Below are 22815 nucleotides of genomic sequence, written 5' to 3'. Positions count from 1 at the left end.
GCGTCACCCGAAGAGCCCCTGCCCGATGTACTCGCCCTCGCCGGCACCCGGCGGGATCGCGAAGAGCGCAGAGCCGGTGAACTTCAGGTACTCCATCAGCGTGTCGTTCTTGGCCATCTTCGTCTGCATGGGGATGAACTGCCGGTCGGGGTCGCGCACGTAGGCGAGGAAGAACAGGCCGGCGTCGAGGGTGCCGAGGGCGCTCGACCCGTCGACGAAGTTGTATCCGCGCCGCAGGATCTGCACGCCGTCGTTGTGGTCGGGGTGCACGACCGCGACGTGTGAGTCCTTCGGGACGATGGGCCCGTCGCGGCCGGCCAGGTCGAAGTCGGGCTCGTCGAACTCCTCGCCGCCGGACAACGGGGCACCGGTGGCCTTGGTGCGCCCGATGAAGCCCTCCTGGTCAGCCAGGCCCTGACGGTCCCACGTCTCGACGACCATGTTGATCCGGCGCACCGCGAGGTAGGAGCCACCCGCGAGCCAGTCGCCGCCGCTGTCCTGCGACTGGACCCACACGTGCTCCTCGAGGGTCTTGGGCTCGTCCGCGTGGATGTTCTTCGTCCCGTCCTTGAAGCCGAAGAGGTTGCGCGGTGTCGCCTGGTCGGTCGTGGTGCTCGAGGTGCGGCCGAAGCCCAGCTGGGACCAGCGCATCGACACCGTGCCGAAGCCGATGCGCGCGAGGTTGCGGATGGCGTGCACCGCGACCTGCGGGTCATCGGCGCACGCCTGGATGCACAGGTCGCCGTTGCTGCGGTCGGGGTCGAGCATGTCGGCGGGGAAGTGGGGGAGCGGCTCGAGAGGCTCCGGCCGGCGCTCCCCCAGGCCGAAACGGTCCGTCCCCTTCTCGTCCGTGAACAGACCCGGTCCGAAACCGAAGGTGAGGGTCAGCTTCGAGGCGGACAGGCCCATGGCCTCTCCGGTGTCGTCCGGAGGCAGGCGGTAGTCGCCCTCGACCGGTCCGATCTCGCCGGCGGGCTCGCCCGCCATGAGCCGCTCGGCCGCGAGCGTCCACTCCTTCAACAGGGCGATCAGGCGCGCCCGGGAGGTCGTCGTGATGTCGAAGGCAGCGAAGTGCAAGCGGTCCTGGACCGGGGTCGTGATGCCGGGCTGGTGCTCATCCCGCAGCGCGAAGGGGGAGGGCTGCGCTCCCGTCGTCGGCTCGGCAGCCGTCGCCCGTCCCGCAGTGAAACCACCGGCGAGACCCAGGGCCGTGGCAACGCTCCCGGTACCGATCATCGCCCGGCGCGACGGCCCGGGGGAGGACCTTCGGGTGGCGGCCTCCTCCTCCGGGTCGTGCTGATCGTCGGGCGGGGTCACACGATCGCCGCAGTGAGCTTGGACAGCGGCTCGGACAGGGCATTCACCGCGTCCGAGAGATCCTTGACCTCGTCCGTGGTCAGGTCGGTGTAGAGGACGAATCCGTCGCCCTTCCGGTGCTGGTCGAGCAGCTTCTGCAAGGCCGCGAAGCGCGTGTCGAGCTGCCGTGCCAGGTCCTCCTCGCCCTTGGCGATGAGGATCGGACGCACTCCGTCGTAGCCGACCTTGGCGCCGTCGACGTTGGCCTGGAAGTCCCAGAGGTCGGTGTGCGACCACGCCTCCTCCTCACCGGTGACCTTGCCGGTGGCGACCTCCTCGAGCAGGCCGCGGGAGCCGTTGGCGATCTGGTCGACGGTGAAGTCCATCTTCTGGATCCGCTGGTCCAGGGTCGTGGTGTTCTTCAGCAGGTCCTGGCCGTAGGTCGTGCGCTCCGCATCGGTGAGCGCGGTGTAGTCCTCGGCCTCCTCCGGCCACAGGTCCTTCTCGATGCGGTGCCAACCGGTCCACTTCTGACCGGGCTCGAGGTCGGCCTCCCGGGCGTCCATCTTCGGGTCGAGATCGCCGAAGGACTCCGCGACGGTCTCGATGCGCTCCCAGTGGACCCGGGCGTCGGCGTACAGGTCGCGGGCCTGCTCGTCCTTGCCGGACTCGTAGAGGTCGACGAACTTCGTGGTCTTGATCAGCAGCTGGTCGGACTGGTCCTTGACGTAGGCGGTGTAGTTCTTCTCGGCCTCGTCGACGCTGGCCTGGTCGCCGGGGTCCACGTTCGTGTCCTCGGACGTGGCGACGGTGAAGTCGGCGCGGATCCCCTCGCCGACCATGCCCGGCTTGCACGAGGTGGTGTAGGTGCCGGCGGGGACACTCACGGTGAGGTCACGCTCGAGGTTGGGTCCGATGTTCTCGACCTCTCCGACGATCCTCAGGCCGTCCTCGCCGAGCAGGTAGAACTCGGTGACCTTCGTGCCGGCGTTCTCGACCTGGAAGGTCAGGGCGCCCTCGGGTACCTCGGCGGTGGAGACCTCGCACGAATCGTCCGTGGACGTCACGGAGATGGTGCGCTCATCGCCCCCGTCGCCCGAGCCCTTCGGAGCGGAGTTGTCGGTGCAGGCGGCGATGCCCGGGAGGAGCAGCGCCAGCGAGGCGCCGGCGGCGAGGTGTCGCAGTTTCATCGGGGTCCTTCGGGGGTGGCGAGGGATGGGAAGGGGGCGGCTCAGGATGCGGGGACGGATTCCGTGGCCGGGGTCGGGCTCGACCGGCGGCGGGTGCCGAGGACGAAGAGCGTGAGGACGGGGATGACGTACAGGACCCAGGCGACGGCCTGCAGGACGGTGGTGCGCGGCGTGAAGTTGAAGATGCCCTTGAGCAGCGTCGCGAACCAGGTGTTGGGGTCGATGATGTGGGAGACGTCGAAGGCCACGGTGTTCAGACCAGGCAGGAAGCGGGCCTCCTGCAGGTCGTGGATGCCGTAGGCGAGGACCCCGGCGGCGACGAAGACGAGGAAGATCCCGGTCCAGGTGAAGAACGTGCTGAGGTTGATCGAGATCGCTCCGCGGTAGATCAGCCAGCCGAGCAGGACAGCGGTGGCCAGTCCGAGCGCGGCGCCCACCAGTGGGGTCCACGTGGAGCCACCATCGCTGCTGACCGCCCGGGACGTGGCCCAGAGGAAGAGTGCCGTCTCCAGGCCTTCGCGTCCGACGGCGAGGACGGCGACGAGGACGAGTCCCCACGCGCTGTCGGCCGAGGCTGCCTGGTCGATCCGGCCGCGCAGCTCGCCGGCCAGACCCCGGGCGGTGCGGGCCATCCAGAAGATCATCCAGGTGACGAAGCCGACCGCGATGATCGACAGGCTGCCACCGATCAGCTCCTGGGCCTCGAAGGTCAGGCCGCGTGGGCCGAAGGTGAGGACCGCCCCGAAGGCGAGACTGACGGTGATGGCCAGAGCGACGCCGATCCAGATCCGCGGGACCAGGTGGCGTCGGTCGGTCTTGACCAGGTACGCGACGAGGATGCTGACGACGAGGGCGGCTTCGAGACCCTCACGTAGCCCGATGAGGTAGTTGGCGAGCACGTGAGCACCCTACAACAACTTAGGTGAGCGTTGCCTTACTCGTTCCGCCCTCAGGGACGCGCACATCGCTCGTGGCGCGAGGGTGTGCCTCGGGGGGAAGATACGGTCCGAGTGCACGGGTGCGGTACCGACCCGGGACGGACGGAGCGTGAGGCGGTGGAGCGCAGTGGCTGAGTGGGTGCCTTCTGCGGGGGTGCGGAGCGCATACGCCCGTCTGCTGCGACGACTGCCCCCTCGGGCCCGGAACCGGATCATCTGGCTGTCGGAGCAGTGGCCGGGCCGGCTCACCGTGCGGACCGCGGTGGCCTCCACCCGGACGGAGCTGTTCGACCGGTCCATGACGGTTGCTGCGCAGGCGTTCACCTCGGTGGTTCCCATCCTCATCGTGGGCGCCACCTGGCTGGGGGTGAGCGGTCGTCAGGTGGCCGGTGCCGTGGGGGCGCCCGAGGGGGCCCAGCCGGCGGTCGACGGTGCGGTGGCCTCGGTGTCGAGCAACCAGGCCTTCGGATGGATCGGCGCCCTGGCCATCCTCGCGTCCGCGACGAGCTTCTCCCGCGCCCTGACCCGGGCCTTTGCGGCGATCTGGGGGCTGCCACGGCCGAGACTGCGATTGAGGTCGGCGTGGCGCTGGGTGGCGGTCCTGGTGGCCCTCGCCGCGGTGCCGTGGACCGGGCGGGCAGTGACTCGTGACCTGGGCGGCCGACCGGCATCCCTGCTGTGGGACATCGCCGGGCCCTTGGCCGTGGACATCGTGGTCGCCTTCCTCATTCCGTTCTTCCTGCTCGCCGGACGGGTGCGCCCGCGTCATCTCCTGCCGGGCGCCGTGCTGTTCGGTGCGGCCATGCTCGTGGTGCGGCCCTCGGCGGCGGTGCTGCTGCCGCACGCCCTCGCGATCTCCGACGCGAGGTACGGGGCGATCGGAGTGGCCTTCACCTACGTCGCCCTGCTGTATGCGGTGTCCTTCTGCCTGCTCGCGTCGGGCATCCTCGGTCAGGTCATCACCACGGACGAGGGCCGGCTCGGCCGGTGGCTGCGCGGTGGTCCGACGGCCGCGCACGCCGATCGCTCCGGACGACGGGCCCGCTCGTCCACGAGCGACTCACCCCCTTTGGGTGAGCCTGGCGAAGCGCGCCCGTGAGAATCTGGGGCAGCACGCTCCACGGCCGGCGCCCATCCGACGCGACCTGCCCGACACCGACGAAGGACGAGGGACATGTCAGGGCTTCACCTCTCACTCCTCGGCGGCGGGCTGGTCGTGGTGCTCGACCTCGTGCTGCGGGTGCTCGCGCTCATCTACGTGCCGCCCAACCGGCGTCCCACGGCCGCCATGGCCTGGCTCCTGGCGATCTTCTTCATCCCGGTCCTCGGTGGAGCGCTGTTCCTGCTCATCGGGAGCCCGAGGCTGCCGCGCAGTCGGCTGACGAAGCAGGCGGAGATGGACGAGGCCATCGCCGACCATGCGGCGGAGTCACCCGCTCCGGCCGGTTCCGCGGGGCCGGAGTGGTGGCCCGGTGTGGTGAGGATGAATCAGGAGCTGACCGCGATGCCGTTGCTCGGGGGTAACCGCGGCGCGCTGATCGGGGACTACGCGGAGTCGTTGGACGCGATGGCCGAGGAGATCGCGGGGGCGCGGGCCTACGTCCACGTGGAGTTCTACATCCTCTCGCTCGATCAGAGCACGGGCGCCTTCTTCGACGCGTTGGAGGCGGCGGTCGCTCGCGGCGTGACGGTTCGCGTGCTGCTGGACCACTGGTCCTCCTCACACTGTCGTGACTACCAGGCCACGATCGCCCGGCTCGAGGCGATGGGTGCTCACTGGCACCTGATGCTGCCGGTCCAACCGCTCAAGGGCCGTTACCAGCGACTCGACCTGCGCAACCACCGCAAGCTGCTCGTGGTCGACGGTCGTGTCGCCTTCATGGGCTCGCAGAACCTCATCGATCGCAGCTACAACAAGAAGAAGAACCTGGCGCGGGGCCTGAAGTGGCAGGACCTGATGACCCGGGTCGAGGGTCCGGTCGTCGAGTCGATCGACCTGGTGTTCGCGACGGACTGGTACATGGAGTCGGGCGAGCGGCTGGACCGGGCGGGCCCGCCGCCCCCGCGGAGCGGGGTGACGGCGGAGGACGACCTGCTGGAGTGCCAGGTGGTGCCCAGTGGCCCCGGCTATCCCGTGGAGAACAACCTCCAGCTGTTCCTGAGCCTGTTGTACGCCGCCCGCGAGCGGGTGGCGATCACCAGCCCGTACTTCGTGCCGGACGAGTCCATGCTGCGCGGCATCATGGCCGCCATCACGCGCGGAGTCACCGTGGAGCTGTTCGTCTCCGAGATCGGGGACCAGGCCCTGGTCTGGCACGCGCAGCGCTCCTACTACGCGCCTCTCCTCGACGCCGGGATGAGGATCTATCAGTACCCGGCGCCGTACATCCTGCACGCGAAGCACTTCAGCATCGACGACGAGGTCGCGGTGATCGGCTCGAGCAACATGGACATGCGCTCGTTCGGACTGAACTGCGAGGTCTCGCTCATGGTCCGGTCACCGCTGTATGTGGCACAGATGCGCGCGGTCGAGGCGGAGTACCGCAGGATCAGCACCGAGCTGACGGCGCAGGAGTGGGCGCAGGAACCGTTGCGACGCACCGCGGTGGACGGTCTGGCGCGACTCACCTCCGCGCTGCAATGACGACCCGCGATCTACTCCCTGCGTATCGACGGGGTCATGGTCGCTCCGGGCGCGGGCACGTAGGCACGGAGCAACCCGTAGAACGGCTTCCCGGTGGGCAGGCCGTTGATGCCCTCCCCTGAGGGGCTGAGGGTGACGCGATAGGTGCCGTCGTCGTCCGCGGTGGCGGTGTAGGTGCTCTGGTCGTAGACCCCCCGGTCGTTGGGGATGAGCAGCTTGTTGTCGGTGCCGTACACCGTGACGGAGAAGTATCCGGTGTCCCTGACGATGCCGGCCGGAACCGTGACGGTGTAGGTGTCCGTGCCGTTGAGCGGTTCGCCGTCGTCATCATGCATGAGCAGGGCATAGCGGACGGTGTCGCTCGGGGTCCCGAGCTGCCCCTGCATCACTCCGCCCGCGAGTGCCAGTACGCCGACATCACCGGACTTCTTGCCGAAGGCGATGTCCGGGTTGAGGTGGGGTACGACGTCTGCGATGACCTGCAGGCCGATCGCCTCCACCCCCGGGGAGAACCTCTGGACCGCGCGCGTCATGTCGCCACCCCCGCCGTGCATCGTGATCGACTCGCTCAGGGTGCGGACCTCGTCGAGGTTGTCGACGACGACCATCCTCGTCAGGACGAGGCCCTGATCGGTCTCGAGCTCCACGACCGTGAAGTCGCCGGTGGGTACCTCCTGGCCGGGCCGGATCAGCAGGAGGGGCTTCTCGGGATTGGCCACCACTGCCGGCACGTTGTGCAGCATGTCGAAGACCGATACGGACAAGAACCTCCCGTAACGGGGTGCTTCGACGATCGCCGGGCCCTCGGAGAGGCTGAACCAGCAGTAGCCGTAGTCGACCGTGGCCTGGGGCGAGACGACGGTCGCGTCCAGTGGGTCGACGAGCCCGGTGAAGCTGAACGTGCCCGGCCGGTGCGTGGTCAACCAGGCCTGCATCGTCGTGACCTGTTTGCGATTCGGGTACTCCCTGATGAAGCACTCCATGGTGTCCTGACCACTGAGGTTCGCGGTGTGCACGGGGGGCATGGTGGTTCCTTCGTCAGCGGTCGGAGTCATCACGCTCGCACCACCCTCCCTCGGCGGCATCATCTGTTCTGCACGATGCCGACGTCCGGCCCACGACCGAGGCCACCGACCGAGTGACACGCACGTCGTTGTGAGACGCATCGACGCTCGACGACAATGGTAGAACTGAGGCTCGGGTGTACTCGGGTCGAGGGAGAGGCATGACAGGGTCCGATCGCAGGTCGCCTCCCTCGGTGGCGAGCCCGTTGGCCGCTGCACTCAGTACCAAGGTCGTGGTCCACCGGCCGCGCCGGGGAGCAGTGAGTCGACGACGGGTCATCGACGCCGCTCGCCACAGCGACGCACGTGTCGTGGCCGTGACCGCGCCGGCGGGGTACGGGAAGACGACCATGGTCGCCGAGTGGGCCGCCACGGAGGAGCGCCCCGTGGCGTGGGCCTCCGTCGACCGCTTCGACGATGACTCCGGCGCCCTGCTGACGCTGTTGGCGACCGCGTGCTCGACCATCATGCCGCACGTCGCCGCCATCGTGCCCAAGATGCGAGGGACGCGGGAGGCCGTGCTCGGAGGAGCCGCGCCACTGCTCGCCGCCGTGCTGGCGGATGCCCCGGAGCCCTTCGTGCTGGTGGCCGACGATCTGCACGCGGCTGGCTCGCAGGAGTGCCAGGACGCGCTCGAGGTCGTCCTCGCGGGGGTGCCGGATGGCTCGCAGGTGGTCCTCACCAGTCGATACGAGCAGCCCTCCCTGACCCGGCTTCGACTGACCGGCGCCACCGTCGAGATCGGCCCGCAGGAGTTGCGTATCGACGCCGAGGACGCGCGACCGATCTTCGATGGCCACCGGGTCACGGTGTCGGACGAGGACGTCGCCACGGCCGTCGAGCGATGCGAGGGATGGCCGACGGGGCTCGTCCTCTGCGCTCTGACGATCCGCGCCGGGGGAGAGGTGCGCTCCCTGTTCGGTGACGAACGCGTCGTGTCCGACTACCTCCACCACGAGGTCTTTGCTCGCTTGTCCGATGATCTGCAGAGGTTCCTGCGTCGCACGGCCATCCTCGAGGAGCTCTCCGGCTCACTGTGCGACGCGGTGCTCGACACCACGGGCTCAGGTGCCCTCCTGCAGCGTGTCGAGGAATACAACCTCTTCCTGATCCCGCTGGACCGCAGACGGCGCCGCTATCGCTACCACTCGTTGTTTCGTGAGTTCCTGCTCGCACGGGTGCAGCGGGACGACGGGGACATCGTCCGTGGCTTGCACCTGCGGGCTGCCGACTGGTTCGAAGAGCACGGCCGTCCCCGCAGCGCCGTTGGGCATCTGCTCGCGGCGGGTGCTCCGCAGCGGGCCGGTGGCCTCATCGCCACCTTGGCCATGCCGGCCTACGGGAGTGGGCAGGTCGCGCTCGTCGATCGATGGCTCCGCGAGGTCGGCGACGCGGTCATCGAGACCTCGGGTGACCTGCTCGTGATCGCGACGTGGGCCGCCCTGCTGCAGGGCAGATCGCCCGGGTCGGAGCGGTGGGCCGCGGTCCTCGATGCCTTCGACCCCGACGCGGAGTCTGCGAAGGACCGGGCCTCGTTCGCGTCCGCCAGGGCGATGATTCGAGCCGTGATGTGCCTCGACGGACCGCTGCGGGCCCGGGAGGATGCCACGTACGCCGTCGCGCACGAGCCGGAGTGGAGTCCGTGGCGGGACACGGCGCTCTACCTGCTCGGGTCCACCGCGTTGCTCGGCGGGGACACGGACGCGGCGACCGACGCCTTCGTCAGGTCCTCGATGTGTGCGGGTGAGCGCGGCTCCACGACATCCGTCGTGCTGAGTGAGGCCGAGCTGGCGCTGCTGGCGATGGATCAGGACGCGTGGTCGACCGCGGAGGTGCATGCTGATAGGGCTGTCCGCCGTGCTGAGGAGCACCACCTCGAGGGGTATGCGCTCTCGGCCTTCGCCTTCGCGGTCGCCGCGAGGGTCGCCCTTCGTCGGGAGGATCTGTCGACCGCCAAGGGGTTGTTGGCCCGGGCGATGCGCGCGAGGGTCGGGTGCACGCACGTGTTGCCCTTCGTGGCGATGCGCTTGCGGTTGCAGCTCGCCAAGGCCTTCTCCGAGATGGGCGACCGTTCAGCGGCCCTGCACGTGCTCCGCGAGATCGAGGAGCTCCTCGCGAGGCGCCCGGACATGGGCGTGCTGGTGGATGAGATCGCCGGATTCAGGCACAGCCTGGTCGACACGGTGGAGCGCGTCGCCACGGTGCCGCTGACCCCTGCGGAGACGCGTCTCCTGCCCTATCTGCAGACGCATCTCACGCTCGCAGGGATCGGTGAACGTCTGTTCATCTCGCGCAACACCGTGAGTTCGGAGGTCGGCTCCATCTACCGGAAGCTCGGTGTCACGACGCGGAGCGCTGCAGTCGAGCGAGCCATCGAGGGTGGCCTCCTCGGGCCTTGATGACCAGGGTCATCCGGGATCATCCAGCAGGTCCAGGTCGTCGCCCAGGGCCAGGGCCACCTTCGGCGCAGCAGCCACCACCCGCGGCCGTCCCACGACGGGCAGTACCGTGTCGAGGACGTCCACGATCTCTGCTGCCGTCGCTCCTGTGCTCACGGCCACATCGATCTCCGCACGGACCGAGGGGGCCGTGGCGAGGACGGCCACGAGGGCTCCCAGGCGTACGAGCGAACGCGCCTTGGCGTCGAGTGCTCCGGGGGGAGCTGCCGGCTCGTGGCTGTCGAGAGTCAGGTGTCGCAGGTACTCCCAGTGGTCCATGAAGAGCCCTCTCGCTCGTCGGTGAGTGGCGACCAGCCAACTCCGGATCGTGCACGACCGCACCGTTCAGGTGAGGTGAAAGATCTCTAGGGCCCGGAGCCGCCGGACGCCGAGGGTGTGGCTCGGCCGCTGACGATGGGCAGGATCCACCGGTTGGCCGGGTTGGCTTCCACGACCACCGCTCGCACGAGCAGGCTCATCGGCACGGCAAGGACGGCCCCGAGTGGGCCGAGGATCCAGGTCCAGAAGACGAGTGAGAGGAAGGTCAACGTCGTCGACAGGCCCACGGAGTTGCCGATGACCCGGGGCTGGATGATCGACTGGATGACGAAGTTGATCACGCTGTAGACGATGATGACGGCGAGCATCAGTCCCGGCCCCCCGTCCAGGAGGGCGATCAGTGCCGGTGGCACCACGCCGATGACGAACCCGATGTTCGGGATGAAGTTGGTCACGAAGGCGAGGACGCCCCAGACGAAGGCTCCGGGCACTCCCATGATCCACAGCGCACCGGTGTCCACGACCGCGACGATGATCCCGAAGACGGCCGACACGCTGAGGTATGCCCTCGTCCCTCGAGCGAAGGACGACATCGCCTCGACGACGTCCGGACGGAACTGTCGGGAATGGGTCATGAGGCGCTCGGTCTGCGCGCCGTCGAAGGCCAGGAACAGCAGCAGCACCACGATGAAGAAGAAGTTGGACAGGACGCCGACCATCTCCCCGAGGACGGATGCGGCTGCGGCGGCCACGCGCGTCGTGTCCAAGGAGCCCTTCATGGTGTCCAACTGGCTCGCGGAGATACCCCAGGACTGGAGGATGGCGCCGACTCCGGCCCATTGCGCCGCGAGCTGCGCCTGGTACTGCGGGAGCAGTTGCGCCAACCGGGCGACTGAGACCAAGAGCATCAGACCGAGCACGGCCAACAGCAGGTAGACCCCGATGAGGACGCTCACCGAGGCCAACCACGGCGGCAGGCGCCGGGACAGGCGCCGTCGCAACGGGTGGAAGACGATCGTCAGTGCCAACGCGAGCATCAGCGGTCCGATGATGTCGCTCGCGGCCTTGATCGTCACGGCGAGGAAGGTCAGCGCGGCAGCGCCGAGCAGGAGCCGCAGCGTCCTCGTACCACCCTGACCTTCGAGCACGGGCACTGCCTCGCTGTTCATCAGCCCAGCCCACCACGTGGGTCGTCGCCCGACCTCATCCAATCAGCATGACTCGCGGGGTCGCAGCCCCATCCGGCGGGACCGACGCTCGTGATCACCCATCTCGCATGATGTGGCCGTCACGCCAGGCGTGCGAGGCTCATCATCCGCCCGGCCACGAGGCAAGGACTCCCCGATGACCAACGACGCTGCCCCGGCCCCCTCGGTTCCTCCTCGTCGAGTTCCCGGCCCACGCCGTCGCCGAGCCGGTGGCTGCTGAGCTGGCTGCCGTGCTCGACAGCGGGGTCGTCCGACTCTTCGACATCGCCGCAGTCTGCAAGGACGATTCCGGCAGGGTGACGCGGGCCGATGTCAGGGACGCTGCCCCGGGGCTGGGCGGTTCGAGGCCTGTGCCGGCGCAGCGAGCGGTCTCTTCGACGACACGTGGGCCGGCGGGCTCCTGGCTTGGGCCAGCGGACTCGTGGCTGCCGTCGACAGGGCAGAGGGCAGGTGGTGGCGAGTGAGCGCATCCCGGCCCAAGAACTGCTCGACGCCCTTGAAGGCACCGAGTCCGCGGACTGACCGCACCACGGACCCGCGAACTCGGCCGACCCAGGAGGAACCATGCCGGCACTACTAAGAGGTGTCGCACGCACGGCGGTCGTCGCTGGCGCCGCGACAACCGTCAGCGGACGGGTGCAACGCCGACAGGTGGGGCGTTTCGCCGCTCGGGGCGCGAACGCCTGTGCGCCGGCTGTGGCCGAACGACCGGTGAACCCACCGCCAGCCGCCTCGAGCGGGACCGGGGACGCCGTGATCGACCAACTCACCGAGCTGGCCGGGCTCAAGGCAGGCGCAGGGAATCCTCAGCGACGAGGGGTTCGCAGCGCAGAAGGCGCGGATCCTCGCCTCGTGAGGACTCTGGCCATGAGGAGGTGCACGACGACGTGAATAGTCCAGAGGGCAACGCGGGGCTCCTGGTCGTCACCTTCGTCGTGGCCTTCGGGCTCTGCCTGTGGGTGCGCCGGCTCCTCGGCGAGCGGGAGGTCCACAACAATTCCTGGGCGTCGACGCTGTCCTACATCGCGACGGCCTACGGCGTCGTGGTCGGCTTCTCGATTCTCTTCCTCTTCGGGGAGTTCTCAGATGCCCGCCAGTCCGTCGGTGCGGAAGCCACCTCGATCGGGACGGCGTACAACCAGGCCGAGCTCTTCCCCGACACGCAACCGGGTGTCCAACGTGCGCTCATCTGCTATGCCCGCTCCGTACCGGCGCATGACTGGCCGGCGCTGGCCGAGCACACCGGCGGGTCGCCGCAGGTCGATGCGGCCTATCTGGCCCTCGTCGTCTCCCTCGGCGAGGCGGACCAACCCGCGGCCGGGGCCCTGCACGCGGCGTCGGCCACGAACCTGGCGGCGCAGATCGGGAACATCTCCACGGCCAGGGAGACCCGGCTGGTCGCGGCCGAGACCACGATGCCCCCGATGCTGTGGGTCCTGCTCATCGGTGGCGGTGCCTTCGTCGTCATGCTGATCTTCGCCGTGACACTGCCCTCGAGACGCGGCACGCAGGCCCTGCTGGTGTCGATGTCGAGCGTCTTCACGATGGTGCTGCTCCTCATCGTCGCGTCCTTGGCGAACCCGTTCGCAGCGGGCAGTGGGGGAGTGACACCACGCCTGATCGAGGAGACCGCCGTCTCGATGTCCGAGTCCGCGCCCCCTTCCATCAGCGCGCCGTGCAGTATCGACCGGTGATGCGCCGGTGTCTTCACCCACAGTGGGTGATGCCCTGCCGGGCAGGGCCGCACTACCTTGCCGCGAGGGCACACGCATCCCCGGATGCGTCCACAGCGAGCGCAGGGAGACGACCATGGCCGATCAACCCAACATCCTGATCATCTGGGGCGACGACATCGGGATCAGCAACCTCAGTTGCTACTCCGACGGGCTCATGGGTTACCGCACCCCGAACATCGATCGGGTGGCCACCGAGGGCGTGCGATTCACCGATTACTACGGTGAGCAGAGCTGCACCGCAGGTCGTGCGGCCTTCATCACCGGACAGAACCCCTACCGCACGGGACTGACGAAGGTCGGCATGCCGGGTGCGGACATCGGGCTGCGAGCAGAGGACCCGACGATCGCCACGGCGCTGAAGTCGCTGGGCTACACGACGGGACAGTTCGGCAAGAACCACTTCGGGGACCGCGACGAGTTCCTCCCGACCTCCCACGGCTTCGATGAGTTCTTCGGCAACCTCTACCACCTCAACGCGGAGGAGGAGCCGGAGCTCGATGACTACCCGTCGGAGGAGGAGTTTCCGAACTTCCGGAAGAACTTCGGTCCTCGGGGAGTCATGCACTCGTGGGCGAACGACGACGGAACCCAACGCGTCGAGGACACCGGTCCGCTGACCAAGGAGCGGATGAAGACCATCGACGACGAGGTCGTGCCCGAGGCGATGCGCTTCATGACCGATGCGAAGGACAGCGACACCCCCTTCTTCGTCTGGCTCAACACGACCCACATGCACTTTCGCACCCACATCAAGGACGGCAGCCGAGGCAAGGCCGGCCGCTGGCAGTCGGAGTATCACGACACGATGTGTGACCACGACGAGCTGGTCGGGTCGGTCCTCGACTTCCTGGACGACAACAACCTGGCCGAGAACACCATCGTCATGTACTCCACCGACAACGGCCCGCACATGAACAGCTGGCCGGACGCCGGCATGACGCCCTTCCGCAACGAGAAGAACTCCAACTGGGAGGGGGCCTTCCGGGTGCCCGCCATGGTGCGCTGGCCGGGACACATCCCGGCGGGCCAGGTGCGCAACGGGATCGTCAGCCACAACGACTGGTTCGTCACCCTCCTTGCGGCCGCCGGCGACACCGACGTCGCCGACCGACTGCGGCAGGGCACCGAGCTGGCCGGGACGACGTACAAGGTCCACCTCGACGGGAACAACCAGCTCGACTACATCACCGGGAAGGTCGAGCAGAGTCCGCGCCAGCACTTCTTCTACGTCTCCGACGACGGCGACCTGGTGGCCCTGCGCTACGACAACTGGAAGTTCGTCTTCCTCGAGCAGAGGGCGACGGGGACGCTGAGCATCTGGTCCGAGCCCTTCACCGAGTTGCGCTTTCCGAAACTCTTCAACCTCAAGACCGACCCGTACGAGCGCGCCGACATCACGTCGAACACCTACTACGACTGGGTCCTCGACCACGTCTGGACCTTCGTCCCGGCGCAGACGTATGTCGCGCAGATGATCCAGAGCCTGATCGAGTTCCCGGCCCGGCAGGAATCGGCGAGCTTCAACATCGACCGGGTGATGGACAAGCTCAAGGCCGGAATCACGAGCAGCTGAGATGATGATCGACCTGCCAGGGGGCCTCTTCCGGATGGGGTCCGAGGACCACTACCCGGAGGAGGCCCCCACCCATCACGTGCGGGTCGCCGCCTTCTCCATTGACGCCACGCAGGTGACCAATGCCGAGTTCACCCGGTTCGTGGAGGCGACCGGTTACCTCACCGTCGCCGAACGGGAGCTCGACCCGGCCGACTATCCTGGCGCACCGGCAGAGAACCTCCAGCCCGGGTCGATGGTCTTCACCCCGACGCGGGGTCCGGTCGATCTGCGGCACCTCAGCCAGTGGTGGCGGTGGAGGCCGGGCGCCTGCTGGAAGCACCCGAACGGGCCGAGGAGCACGATCGACGCGCGGCTCGACCACCCGGTCGTCCACGTCGCTCACGAGGATGCCCGCGCCTATGCCGCCTGGGTCGGGGCCGCGCTCCCGACCGAGGCCGAGTGGGAGTACGCGGCCCGAGGCGGACTCGATGGTGCCGCCTACACCTGGGGAGACGAGCCCCGACCCGGTGGCCGGGTCATGGCCAACATCTGGGACGGTCCCGACTTCCCGTGGCGGAGCACGGGTGAGAGTGGTTTCCTGCGGACCGCGCCGGTCGGCAGCTTTCCGGCGAACGCCTTCGGTCTGCACGACATGGCCGGCAACGTCTGGGAGTGGACGGACGACTGGTGGAGCAGCCGCCATCCCGAGGACGCCGGTTCCCCGTGCTGCGCACCCGACAATCCCAGGGGGAGCGACCTCGAGGCCAGTTACGACCCGGCTCAGCCGCAGTTCCGGGTCGGCCGCAAGGTGGTCAAGGGCGGTTCCCACCTTTGCGCGGACTCCTACTGCTTGCGTTACCGGCCGGCGGCGCGACGGCCGCAGATGGTCGACACCGGCATGAGCCACGTGGGATTCCGATGCATCCGCCGGACCGACACGGACGGAGCGGACCATGGGTGACGCGGTCCTGGCCTCGTGGCGCCCCGGAGCCACCCGCGATGCAGTCCTGGCCTTCCTCGAGGTCGCGGAGTCCCTGCCGCTCGAGCAGCGCGTCGCCTGCTTCGACAACGACGGGACGCTGTGGTGCGAGCGGCCCACCTACGTCCAGTACGACTTCTTCGTCGACGCGCTCAAGACTGCCGTGCTCTCGGACCCGGGTCTCGCTGCGGTCCCGGAGTTCGCGGCTCTGCTCGCCGGCGACCGCGCGGCCATCGGGGAGATGGGCCTCGAGCGGATCGCTCACGAGCTGACCCGACTCTTCGAGGGGCGCAGCCCCGAGGAGTTCACGGCACGGGTTCGCGACTTTCTGGGACGTGCGACCCACCCGACCCTGGGGCGGCCGCTGCGATCGAACACGTACCTGCCGATGCGCGAACTCATCGCCGAGCTCCGCGCGCGTGACTTCACCGTCTGCATCGTCACCGGAGGAGGAACCGAGTTCCTGCGGGCGGTCAGCCAGGACCTCTACGGCGTGCCGCCGGAGAACGTCGTCGGAAGCCTCATCGCCTATGACTTCGTCCCGACGCCGGCCGACGGCGCCGGTCCCGCCCTGACGCGCACCGCCCGGTTGGTCGCCGGGGCGAACGAGGGGCCGAACAAGGTCACCAACATCCAGACGCAGCTGGGTCGCCGGCCGATCTTCGCTGCCGGCAACTCGGGCGGCGACCGGGAAATGCTCGAGTGGGCGGCTGCCGGAGACGGGCCCACGCTGGCCCTGGTGATCAACCATGATGATGCGGATCGGGAGTTCGACTACCTCGGCACCGCAGAGACCGTCCCCGACCACGAGGCGATCACCGACGTCGCTGCTCGCCGGGGGTGGAGCGTCGTCAGCATGGCGCATGACTGGGACCAGGTCTTTGACTCGAGTCCTTGATGGTGCCGTAGTGCGATGCGGTGGCTCATCGGTCGCGGAACACCTGTGGCTTCCCCGCCGCCAATGATGATGATCGTCGGGACGAGACTGTGATCGTTTCCACCGCTCGCCGCCGCCGTGAGCTTCTACTTCCTCGTCGCACTGTTGTCCATCCTGGTGCTGGCCAGCGGAGTCGCCGGCCTCGTGAACCGACGCAACCGAACCGTCACCACCACCACCATCATCGACCAGCTGGGCGTCAGTGGACTGCTGTGGGCGGCGTCCGCGGCCACGGGCGCCCTGCGTCGAGCCGTCGATGCCGTCTGGGGTAGCCCGACGTCGGGTGGACCGCGCGGCTGCGGGCTCAGCCCGGGCCTTGCTCGCGGCCATCCTGCTCGCGGGTTCGATGTCCAGTACCGCCTTGGCCACGTGGCTGGGCCGGGGCATCTTGCCCAGCGTTGGGGCTGCCGTCCTCGGCGCAGTCCTCACGGCCGCCCTGGCCGTCTGGTTCTTGGAGCATCTGGGATCCCATCGAACGAACCGTCACTTCGTGGCGACGTCAGCGCTCCTGCTCACCTGCGGACTCGAGGCGACCAAGTACGCCTCGGCGATCCTGCTACCCCAGCTCATCAGTCGGGAGTCGCTCCTCCACGGCAGCAGCCTGGGGCAGCGCCCTGGGCCTTCTGGTCGTGGTACTCATCACCTCGTGGCCTGTGCTAGTGACGACGGCCCTGTGCGCTGAACCATCCACCCGAGCGCACATGTCTGACGCCACGGGGCCGGCATCAGGTGACCCCACTCCACGGTATGACCTCGTGCCCGCTCCGTGTCTTGGTGGCATCGTGGTTCAGCGGACATTCGTGACCGAGCGCGACACGGAATGACGTCGACCAGGCAATGTGGGTCGGCGGGCATTGGGCCGTTATCGGGAAGCTCATCCGCCAACACGACGCGCGTGGGCGTCACGCGGCCACGCCCGGGCCCTGCTGTCGTCTCGATCGGATGGAGGCCAACACAGCAACTCTGCTCGTATCCGAGGACCAGCGCGGCAGCGAATCGCACGCTGATGCGCGGATGCACCGCCGTGGGCGATACCGGTGGGCCGATGTGTGGCGTGCGTCAGGCGATCGATGGTGGTGTCGGTTCCCGGACCGCGGGTCTATCCGAGCGGGGCGATGGTCTCGCAGACCTCCGGGCACGGGGACTTCTCGATGGTCTACGACGTGCCACCGCTGTGGTCAGCTTCCGCTCGTGCGGGCGCGAATCCATCCCGCCATCACGACGCCATCCTCCGCCGCCACCGAGGCGGAAAGTCCTTGAATCGCGCGAGCCGTCCAAGCAGGTGCGTTCGTCGTCGCCTGCTCGGGCCACCACAGCGAGGATCAGTCCACCGGGGCAGGCGACTTTCGGGCCTTGCGTGTGATCAGGGTGTGTCCAATCGTCAACAGCACGATCGCAGCGACACTCGCGACCGTCGTGTACAGGGCGCGGTCGAGGGCACTCGTGATGATGGCACTGGGCCCGCCGGTGATCTGCAGGACCACGGCGGGGGTGAGGAACAGGACGAACACCCAGTAGGGGCGGGTGAGGTTGGCCCAGGCTGCAGCGACAGTGAGCACGAGAGCAACAATCGTGATGATCACGGGTTGGTGCTTGAGCAGCTCAGCGACGGCGATGGCGAGCAACGTTCCCGCCAGAGTCCCCACGACGCGCGCCATCACCTTGTGGCTCGCCGCGGCGTAATACGGTTGAACGACGACGAAGAGCGTGAGGATGAGCCACCAGGCGTTCGGTGAGGTCAACCATGTCATCGCGATGTACGTGGCCACGCCGACCGGCACGGCCAGAGCGACGGCGAAGTATCGAGCTGTGTGCAAAGGAACGACCATGGGTGCCCTGGGGCGTTTGATCGCGACGAGATGACGTCCGATCAAGGTCGTCCACAACCCCCCGGCGGCGACGAAACCCATCATGGCGAGCCCGGCCTCGAGAGATGATTCGGCGCGCACGGTGCCGGACGCGATGGCGACCTGTGGCGCGCCGATCAAAGCCAAGGCGGCCATGGGCCCGGCGAAGGACCCCACGACGTTCCAGCCGCGCAGGGCCGAGAGCCCGACCGCGACGCCGATGAGAGCCATGTACATACTCCCGACCGCTGGCAGCTCCCGAAACAGCAAGGCCGGGCCCATCAACGTCGGGGTGAGGAGAGCAGCGCCCGCAGCCAGGCGCGGACTGCTGGACAGCCCGATCGCCGCCGGCAGCATCCCCAAGAACCACAGTGAACCGTTGGCGGCCCACGTACTCAGGCTCAGGGCCAGGATCGGAGCCAACAACAACACGGCGAGAGCTGTGAGCCGTGCGAGGGGGGGAGGGTGCTGTGACGACGTGGCCTCTTTGGTCATAACGACAACTCTCAGATCATGGTGTCAACCCCGATCAGCACGCAGATCTCATCGGAGAACCAGGGTCAGCACAACGAGGAAGACGAGACCGGGTGCACCGCACGGGGGGTGATGGAGGCTCTGGTGGGTCCCGGATCTCGTTGCGGTCCAGATTTCCTGGATTCTCACCCACGATGATGATGCGGTTGCCTACGCAACTCTATCGGGCAGCCGAACTGGTTGTGACGGCGGTTTCGGTTGTGCCACATGGCGAGGTAGTCGAACATCGCATTGGTCAGCGCCGTGCGGGTGTTCCCCTGTTGGCGGTCGAGTAGTTCATCTGCATGCGGGACCAGGACGACTCGATCATGGAGTTGTCGTAGTAGTCGCCGATGCTGCCCATCGAGGCCAGCAGTCCCGAATCGCGCGCCCTGTTGGCGGGTGTCGCCCGCAGCGACACCCCTGCCGAGGGTCAGCTCAGCGTGAACCCGCCGAGCACCGCAGGTGCCCTCGACTCGACGTGCACCCGGTTGAACAGATCATGGGGCATCGCGTGCCGGACACCGGGTGCAGGAGGTGGCCGATTTCGATGCTCGTGGAAACCGCCTCGGAGACACCCAGACCCCGGCAAGCGACCTGCACCGGCCGATCTTCCGCGGCGTCACGTCGACCGCCGCGGACCGACTTTCTGGGCTGGTGTCCTCCTTCAACGATTCGACCGCCCGGCGATCAACAGCCAGCTCCGTCTCACGTTCGCGGATCCTCTGGTTCGCGGTCGTGACCTCGCCCTTGTCGGTACTACTCAGGCCCGGGGCCCCACCCTGATCGATCCGGTCCTGTCGGGGCCAGCCGTAGATTGTCCGGTCGCTGACGCCCAGGCCATGCGCGAAAGCAGCAACGTTGCGTCCTGCAGCGAGGCCGTCAAGAACCTTGCGCCGGAACTCAGCCGAATACCCCCCTCGTCCCGTCTGGCCTCCCGAGGTCAGATGCCAGAATCCACAGATTCCGACTCCTCAGGACCGGGGACAGACCAGTGACTCCACTCGACACAGTGCGATTCAGACACCCAAAGTGGACCGAAAAAAAAGGCCCTGAGCCGCGACACCGTGTCAACGATGTCGCGGCTCAGGACAGGGGAGCGGGCGACGGGAATCGAACCCGCGTAGCCAGTTTGGAAGACTGGGGCTCTACCATTGAGCTACGCCCGCACGATCACCTCCGGTTCCGACCGGCAATGGTCGCGCGGAGGTGAGCAGGGGTTAGCCTAGTCCCCGCTCGTGGCCCGATCCCAATCGGGACGCACGGGGTATGGCGCAGCTTGGTAGCGCGTCCGCTTTGGGAGCGGAAGGCCGTCGGTTCGAATCCGGCTACCCCGACACGAAGACCCCGTGCAGGTCCACGGTCCGCTGGTCCACGCCGGCCACGCATTCGGCACGAGGACGGTCAGCGGATACAGTGGTTTCTCGTGTCCCGGCCAGCCGGGACGGTGTGTGCGCGCCCGAGTGCCGGTGGACCGGTTCGCGGGCCTGCGCCCCACGAACCCCCGTCGTCCAGATCGTGTGGAGTGCCTGCAGTGAAGAGTGCCGTCGAGAACCTCAGCCCGACCCGGGTCAAGCTGACCGTCGAGGTCCCGAGCGAGGAGCTCCAGCCGCACGTCGACGCGGCCCTGAAGTCCATCGGGAGCCAGATCAACGTCCCGGGCTTCCGCCAGGGCAAGGTCCCCGCGCGGATCATCGAACAGCGCGTCGGCAAGGGTGCGGTCATCCAGGAGGCCGTCAACGAGGCCCTGCCCGAGTTCTTCGGCAAGGCCGTCGAGGAGACCGAGGTCGAGCCGATCGGCCAGCCCGAGGTGGACATCACCGAGGTGCCCATGGAGGACGGTGAGACCCTGAAGTTCACCGTCGAGGTGGACGTGCGTCCCGAGATCACCCTCCCGGACTACGACGGCCTGAAGATCCAGGTCGACAACGTCGAGGTCACCGACGCCGACGTCGAGGAGAAGCTCACCGAGCTGCGCGAGCGCTTCGGCACCCTCAGCGGCGTCGACCGCGTCGTCGAGACCGGCGACTTCGTCTCCATCGACCTCAACGCCGAGATCGAGGGCGAGGAGGTCGACTCGGTCGAGGGAGTCTCCTACGAGGTCGGCTCCGGCAACATGCTCGAGGGCCTGGACGAGGCGCTCCTCGGAATGGCCAAGGGGGAGACGAAGAACTTCTCCGCCCCGCTCGCCGGCGGCGAGCAGGCGGGCTCCTCCGCCGACTGCACCGTGAGTGTCCAGTCGGTCAAGGTGCGCGAGCTGCCCGAGGTCGACGACGACTTCGCCCAGATGGCGAGCGAGTTCGACACCGCCGAGGAGCTGCGCGCGGACCTCACCACGCAGGCCGAGCAGTCGAAGAAGTTCGAGCAGGGCATCCAGGCCCGTGACAAGGTCCTGGACCACCTCCTCGAGAACACCGAGATCCCGCTGCCCGAGAGCGTCATCGAGTCCGAGATCCACTCCCACCTCGAGCAGGAGGGGCGCCTCGAGGACGCCGAGCACCGCGCAGAGGTCGACGAGTCCACCCGCAAGGCCCTCAAGACCCAGTTCCTGCTCGACGAGGTCGGCAAGGTCGAAGAGGTCGAGGTCGGTCAGCCCGAGCTCATCGAGTACCTGATGATGCAGGCCCAGCAGTACGGCATGGAACCGAACCAGTTCGCCCAGCTGCTCGACCAGCAGGGTCAGGTCGAGGGCATGGTCGGCGAGGTGGCACGTCGCAAGGCGCTCGCCGCTGCGCTCGACAAGGCGACGATCGTCGACGGCGACGGCAACGAGGTCAACCTCGACGACATCGTCCCCGAGGACCAGCGCGCCGCCGAGGGTGAGGACACCGAGGCCGACGAGGTCGAAGGCACCGTCGTCGAGGGTGAGGCCACCAGCGAGACCCCCGAGGGCGAGCGGGCCTGACCGCCGCACGCACCCCACGACGAAGGGGGTCACCGCCACCCGGCGGTGACCCCCTTCGTCCGTCCCAGCGGGAGGAGGTGCCCGTGGCCGGTGAGCGTGCCACGGCGGCCCGCAACGCCGTGCTGCTCACCTTCGCCGTCAACGGCTTCGGCTTCGCCTCGTGGGCCTCGCGCATCCCCGACATCCGGGCCGAGCTGGCGCTCACGCCGGGGGAGCTCGGGCGCACCCTGCTCGCCGGAGCACTCGGCTCGGTGGTGGCACTGCCCTTCGCCGGCCGGGTCATCACCGCGCACGGCGCCGCCCGCACGGTCTGCGCAGGGGTGCTCCTCGTGGCCTGCGGCCTCCTGGGCCTCGGCGCGGCCATCGACGTCGCCGGGGACGTGCGGGTCAGCGCCGCGGCGATCCTCGTCATCGCCGTGGGCATCTCCCTGTGGGACGTCGCGATGAACCACGAGGGGGCCGCGGTCGAGCAGCTCCTGCGGCGCACGGTCATGCCGGTCTTCCATGCCCTCTTCTCCGCGGGCACCGTGGTCGGAGCACTTCTCGCAGCGGGCATCGTCGCCCTCGGGGTCCCGGTGTGGATCCACCTGGCCGGCGCCGCCGCGGTCGTGCTGGTGGTCGGCCTGCGGACCCCGCGGGCCTTCCTCGCCCGCGCCACCGACCCCACCCGGGACTCCGGTGTCGTCGCCTCGACCCCCGGGAGCGCGTGGCTCGAGCCGCGCACGCTCGTCATCGGCCTCGTCGTGCTCGTCGCCGCCCTCACCGAGGGCACGGCAAACGACTGGATCGCCATCGCCGTCACCGAGGGCCACGACCAGCCCGGCTGGATCGGCGTGCTCGCCTTCGCGACCTTCCTCTCCGCCATGACCTGTGGTCGTCTGCTCGGCGTGCGCCTGCTCGACCGGTACGGGCGGGTGCCCGTGCTCCGGGTGCTCTTCGGCCTGGCCGCCGTCGGCTCGCTGCTCGTCGTCCTCGGATCGACGCCACTGGCCTTCGTCGGGGTGGTGCTCTGGGGGGTCGGGGCCAGCCTCGGCTTCCCGGTCGGCATGAGCGCAGCGGCCGATGACCCGGCTCGTGCCGCTGCCCGGTTGTCCGTGGTGTCGACCGTGGGCTACCTGGCCTTCATCGTCGGCCCGCCCCTGCTGGGTCTCCTCGGTGACCACGTGGGCGTCCTGCGCTCACTGCTCCTCGTGGGCCTCCTCGCCGTCCCGGCACTCCTCGCCGTCCCTGCCGTGCGTGAACGCATGAGCGCAGGATCCGACTGATCCGCTATGTTGCACACGTGT

At 68.3% G+C, this 22815-nt stretch carries 17 protein-coding genes and 2 tRNA genes; 10 read left to right on the top strand and 9 right to left on the bottom strand.

Going from position 1 to position 22815, the window contains the following annotated elements; genetic code table 11:
* Nucleotides 1–3: 3 nt before the first annotated feature.
* The 3 genes from efeB to efeU are packed head-to-tail and all read right to left on the bottom strand — an operon-like array spanning nt 4 to nt 3385.
* Nucleotides 4–1317, bottom strand: coding sequence for an iron uptake transporter deferrochelatase/peroxidase subunit (efeB, locus tag ACR9E9_RS13560; protein WP_435199312.1), 1314 nt, complete (start codon nt 1315–1317; stop codon nt 4–6).
* Entirely contained in the window at nt 1314–2486 is a 1173-nt protein-coding gene (gene efeO / locus ACR9E9_RS13555) for an iron uptake system protein EfeO (RefSeq protein WP_435199310.1), read from the bottom strand. Before efeO ends, efeB begins: the two co-directional genes overlap by 4 nt.
* Nucleotides 2487–2527: 41 nt before the next feature.
* Nucleotides 2528–3385 carry an iron uptake transporter permease EfeU gene (gene efeU / locus ACR9E9_RS13550; protein ID WP_435199308.1) on the bottom strand — a complete coding sequence of 286 codons (858 nt, stop codon included), beginning with the start codon at nt 3383–3385 and terminating at the stop codon, nt 2528–2530.
* A 193-nt stretch (nt 3386–3578) separates the two neighbouring features.
* On the opposite strand from efeU, the gene ACR9E9_RS13545 reads away from it, so the two are divergent.
* A complete protein-coding gene (locus ACR9E9_RS13545; protein ID WP_435199306.1) occupies nt 3579–4523 on the top strand; it encodes a YhjD/YihY/BrkB family envelope integrity protein in 945 nt (314 codons plus the stop codon).
* A 75-nt stretch (nt 4524–4598) separates the two neighbouring features.
* Nucleotides 4599–6068, top strand: a complete 1470-nt coding sequence (gene cls / locus ACR9E9_RS13540; RefSeq protein ID WP_435199305.1) for a cardiolipin synthase — start codon at nt 4599–4601, stop codon at nt 6066–6068.
* Between the two features lie 11 nt (nt 6069–6079).
* On the opposite strand, the gene ACR9E9_RS13535 is transcribed toward cls, so the two are convergent.
* Complete coding sequence (locus tag ACR9E9_RS13535; RefSeq protein WP_435199303.1) at nt 6080–7093, bottom strand: DUF1254 domain-containing protein; 1014 nt, start codon at nt 7091–7093, stop codon at nt 6080–6082.
* A gap of 233 nt (nt 7094–7326) precedes the next feature.
* Here ACR9E9_RS13535 and ACR9E9_RS13530 point away from each other — a divergent pair, with 233 nt between their 5' ends.
* On the top strand, nt 7327–9531 hold the full coding sequence (locus tag ACR9E9_RS13530; RefSeq protein ID WP_435199301.1) for a LuxR C-terminal-related transcriptional regulator: 2205 nt from the start codon (nt 7327–7329) through the stop codon (nt 9529–9531).
* 9 nt (nt 9532–9540) lie between these two features.
* Here ACR9E9_RS13530 and ACR9E9_RS13525 read toward each other — a convergent pair whose 3' ends face one another.
* Both ACR9E9_RS13525 and ACR9E9_RS13520 read right to left on the bottom strand, forming a co-directional pair.
* A complete protein-coding gene (locus tag ACR9E9_RS13525; RefSeq protein ID WP_435199299.1) occupies nt 9541–9849 on the bottom strand; it encodes a carboxymuconolactone decarboxylase family protein in 309 nt (102 codons plus the stop codon).
* Nucleotides 9850–9935: 86 nt separating this feature from the next.
* The gene (locus tag ACR9E9_RS13520; protein ID WP_435199297.1) at nt 9936–11018 is read right to left on the bottom strand and encodes an AI-2E family transporter; all 1083 of its coding nucleotides are present in this window, start codon (nt 11016–11018) and stop codon (nt 9936–9938) included.
* A gap of 926 nt (nt 11019–11944) precedes the next feature.
* Here ACR9E9_RS13520 and ACR9E9_RS13515 point away from each other — a divergent pair.
* The 4 genes from ACR9E9_RS13515 (at nt 11945) to ACR9E9_RS13500 (ending at nt 16225) form a co-directional block, all read left to right on the top strand.
* Nucleotides 11945–12751 (top strand): hypothetical protein, encoded by an 807-nt coding sequence (locus ACR9E9_RS13515; protein WP_435199295.1) that lies wholly within the window; start codon nt 11945–11947, stop codon nt 12749–12751.
* Between the two features lie 115 nt (nt 12752–12866).
* Nucleotides 12867–14366: an arylsulfatase gene (locus ACR9E9_RS13510; protein ID WP_435199294.1), complete on the top strand. Its 1500-nt coding sequence runs from the start codon at nt 12867–12869 to the stop codon at nt 14364–14366.
* Nucleotides 14367–14370: 4 nt separating this feature from the next.
* A complete protein-coding gene (locus ACR9E9_RS13505) occupies nt 14371–15309 on the top strand; it encodes a formylglycine-generating enzyme family protein (protein WP_435199292.1) in 939 nt (312 codons plus the stop codon).
* The gene (locus ACR9E9_RS13500; protein ID WP_435199290.1) at nt 15302–16225 is read left to right on the top strand and encodes an HAD family hydrolase; all 924 of its coding nucleotides are present in this window, start codon (nt 15302–15304) and stop codon (nt 16223–16225) included. The genes ACR9E9_RS13505 and ACR9E9_RS13500 overlap by 8 nt, the downstream gene beginning before the upstream one ends.
* Nucleotides 16226–17586: 1361 nt before the next feature.
* Here ACR9E9_RS13500 and ACR9E9_RS13495 read toward each other — a convergent pair.
* From ACR9E9_RS13495 to ACR9E9_RS13485, 3 genes are all read right to left on the bottom strand, one after another.
* Nucleotides 17587–18606 carry an FUSC family protein gene (locus ACR9E9_RS13495; protein WP_435199288.1) on the bottom strand — a complete coding sequence of 340 codons (1020 nt, stop codon included), beginning with the start codon at nt 18604–18606 and terminating at the stop codon, nt 17587–17589.
* A 518-nt stretch (nt 18607–19124) separates the two neighbouring features.
* Nucleotides 19125–19571 carry a transposase gene (locus tag ACR9E9_RS13490; RefSeq protein ID WP_435203665.1) on the bottom strand — a complete coding sequence of 149 codons (447 nt, stop codon included), beginning with the start codon at nt 19569–19571 and terminating at the stop codon, nt 19125–19127.
* A gap of 151 nt (nt 19572–19722) precedes the next feature.
* Nucleotides 19723–19793 (bottom strand) — tRNA-Gly (locus tag ACR9E9_RS13485).
* 94 nt (nt 19794–19887) lie between these two features.
* Here ACR9E9_RS13485 and ACR9E9_RS13480 point away from each other — a divergent pair.
* From ACR9E9_RS13480 to ACR9E9_RS13470, 3 genes are all read left to right on the top strand, one after another.
* A tRNA-Pro gene (locus tag ACR9E9_RS13480) sits at nt 19888–19961 on the top strand.
* 197 nt (nt 19962–20158) lie between these two features.
* Complete coding sequence (gene tig, locus ACR9E9_RS13475) at nt 20159–21529, top strand: trigger factor (protein ID WP_435199286.1); 1371 nt, start codon at nt 20159–20161, stop codon at nt 21527–21529.
* Nucleotides 21530–21612: 83 nt separating this feature from the next.
* Nucleotides 21613–22794 carry an MFS transporter gene (locus ACR9E9_RS13470; protein ID WP_435199284.1) on the top strand — a complete coding sequence of 394 codons (1182 nt, stop codon included), beginning with the start codon at nt 21613–21615 and terminating at the stop codon, nt 22792–22794.
* The last annotated feature ends 21 nt before the right edge of the window (nt 22795–22815 follow it).

Source organism: Janibacter sp. GS2 (assembly GCF_051200835.1).
Taxonomy (GTDB): domain Bacteria; phylum Actinomycetota; class Actinomycetes; order Actinomycetales; family Dermatophilaceae; genus Janibacter.
The sequence above is the reverse complement of the archived record's forward strand: the minus strand, read 5'-3'. Positions and strand labels throughout refer to the sequence as shown.